At 50.4% G+C, this 2,656-nt stretch carries 3 protein-coding genes; all 3 read left to right on the top strand.

Annotated elements, in window-relative coordinates; genetic code table 11:
• Nucleotides 1–273 precede the first annotated feature (273 nt).
• A complete protein-coding gene (dapA, locus tag ACTHUT_RS17555; protein WP_049351544.1) occupies nucleotides 274–1,149 on the top strand; it encodes a 4-hydroxy-tetrahydrodipicolinate synthase in 876 nt (291 codons plus the stop codon).
• Nucleotides 1,150–1,230: 81 nt separating this feature from the next.
• On the top strand, nucleotides 1,231–2,361 hold the full coding sequence (gene bamC, locus ACTHUT_RS17550) for an outer membrane protein assembly factor BamC (RefSeq protein ID WP_003746991.1): 1,131 nt from the start codon (nucleotides 1,231–1,233) through the stop codon (nucleotides 2,359–2,361).
• A gap of 120 nt (nucleotides 2,362–2,481) precedes the next feature.
• Nucleotides 2,482–2,656: NGO_0222 family membrane protein (locus ACTHUT_RS17545; RefSeq protein ID WP_440418703.1), on the top strand; the 175-nt coding region annotated here is incomplete at its 3' end.

Raw genomic sequence — 2,656 nt, 5'->3', positions numbered from 1 at the left:
GTATCAGCAAATTCAAAACCATCAGGCCGTCTGAAAGTTCTGCCCAACCGTTTTCAGACGGCCTCAAACTGCCTTAACACATTTTAATTCTTGACATCATTTTTCCATCTCAAAACAAACAAACCAATGATTTAAAAATGTATTATTCATTAAGATAATGACAAGTCACCATTAAACGGCAAAGCCGCTTAGCGGATATGTTTCACACAAACAACAAAGTAAGCTACAATCCACTGCATAATTCACCCACACCGTAAAATTAAAGGTTTCCGTATGTTAAAAGGCAGTCTGGTTGCCCTGATTACTCCGATGAATCAAGACGGCAGCATCAACTACGAACAACTTCACGACTTAATCGACTGGCACATTGAAAACGGTACCGACGGCATCGTCGCAGTCGGTACCACCGGCGAGTCAGCCACCCTGCCTGTCGAAGAACATTTGGCCGTTATTGAAGCCACTGTCAAACACGTCAACAAGCGCGTTCCCGTTATCGCCGGCACAGGCGCCAACAACACTGTCGAAGCCATCGCCCTTTCCAAAGCCGCCGAGCAAGCCGGTGCGGACTACACCTTATCTGTTGTTCCCTACTACAACAAACCTTCGCAAGAAGGCATTTACCAACATTTCAAAGCCATCGCCGAAGCCACTTCGATTCCGATGGTTATCTATAATGTTCCCGGCCGTACCGTCGTCAGCATGAGCAACGACACTATTTTGCGTTTGGCCGAGATTCCGAATATCGTCGGCGTAAAAGAAGCCAGCGGCAATATCGGCAAGAACATCGAATTGATCAACAGCGTTCCTGAAGGTTTTGTCGTTTTATCCGGCGATGACCCTACCGGCCTGCCTTTCATGCTGTGTGGCGGTCATGGCGTGGTAACCGTCGCAGCCAACGTCGCACCGAAACTCTTTGCTGACATGTGCCGAGCCGCCCTTGAGGGCGATATTGCGACCGCCCGTCGTCTAAACGAGCAACTTATCCCAATTTATAACACCATGTTCTGCGAGCCCAGCCCAGCCGCGCCCAAATGGGGCCTGAGCTTATTGGGCAAATGCGAACCCCATGTTCGTCTGCCTTTGGTAGCACTGACTGAAGCCGGTCAAGCCAAAGTCCGAGCCGCTCTGGAAAAATCAGGACAAATCTGATCCGGAAATAAGGCCGTCTGAATCCCAAACACCCTTTTCAGACGGCCTCCCTGTTAAGAACTTCATCCACAGGAAAACAAGATGACCTATATCAAACCCATCGTAGTAGCCCTCGCCCTGATTAGCATGACTGCCTGTTCTGGCAGCAAAAAAGAACAACCCAAACTCGACTATCAAAGTCAATCACACCGCTTGGTCAAACTGGAAGTACCACCTGATTTGAACAACCCTGACCAAGGCAACCTCTATCAATTACCGGCAGGCAGCGGCGCCGTCCGCGCCAGCGACTTCAACAAACGCCGCACTCAAGCTGTACAACAACCTGCCAATGCAGAAGTCTTGAAATCCGTTAAAGGCGTACGCCTTGAGCGTGACGGCAACCAACGCTGGTTGGTTGTCGATGGCAAATCACCTCGCGAAATTTGGCCTTTGCTGAAAGTGTTCTGGCAAGAAAACGGTTTCGACATCAAATCTGAAGAGCCAGCCATCGGCCAAATGGAAACCGAGTGGGCTGAAAACCGAGCCAAAATCCCTCAAGACAGCCTGCGCCGCCTGTTGGATAAAGTCGGCTTGGGCGGCATCTACTCTACCAGCGAACGCGACAAGTTCATCATCCGCATCGAACAAGGCAAAAACGGTTCAACCGACATCTTCTTCGCCCACAAAGGCATGAAAGAAGTTTATGCCGACCGTAAAAAAGACACCACGATGTGGCAGCCAAGCGAGAGTGACCCTAATCTCGAAGCCGCATTCCTCGCCCGCTTTATGCAATACTTGGGCGTTGACGGTCAGCAAGCTGAACAGGCCCTGACCCAAAGCGTTGCCGCCCGCAGCAATGCTTCTGAGTTGGCCCGTGTGGACAACGGCACCCTGCTGCTGGCAGGCGATTACGGCCGCAACTGGCGCCGTACCGCCCTTGCGCTTGACCGCATCGGCCTGACTGTTATCGGTCAAAATGCCGAACGCCGCGCCTTCTTGGTTCAACAAGCGCCAACCGAAGGTGAAGCAGTTGCCAATAAAAAACCAGGCCTGTTCAAACGCGTATTTGGCAAAGGCAAAGCAGAAGCGCCAAAAACGTATCCTGAAATCATCGTGTATGTTGAGCCTATCAACAATGGCGCACGCCTCCATTTGTTGAACAAAGACGGCAGCCCATACAAAGGCAGCGATGCCTCCACATTGTTGAGCCGTCTGCACACAGAATTGCGTTAATCCGTTATTCGACTTAAGGCCGTCTGAAATATTCAGACGGCCTTTTTAACGAATACGGCATGGTTTCAAATTCCCAATCTGACGTTATAATCAGAACATTTTCCCCTTACCCAAGATGCCATGACCCGACAAAAAGCCTATCTGCTCCTGACCGCACTATTTACCCTGATGTTTATCGTACTGATTCTGTTGGGCGCTTATCTTCTGAGCATTCACAGCAAACAATTTGCCGTTGCCGCCTTTCTGTTTGCCTTTGCCGCCGTTTTTGCCCAAATCGGCAGCCTTGCCCTTTACA

This window comes from Neisseria sp. P0022.S010, from assembly GCF_051956635.1.
Note: the sequence above shows the minus strand (reverse complement) of the source record. Positions and strands in the feature narration are given on the sequence as shown.

Coding starts and splice junctions, on each gene's coding strand:
- dapA (WP_049351544.1), top strand. CDS start 274: ATGTTAAAAGGCAGTCTGGTTGCCCTGATTACTCCGATGAATCAAGAC.
- bamC (WP_003746991.1), top strand. CDS start 1,231: ATGACCTATATCAAACCCATCGTAGTAGCCCTCGCCCTGATTAGCATG.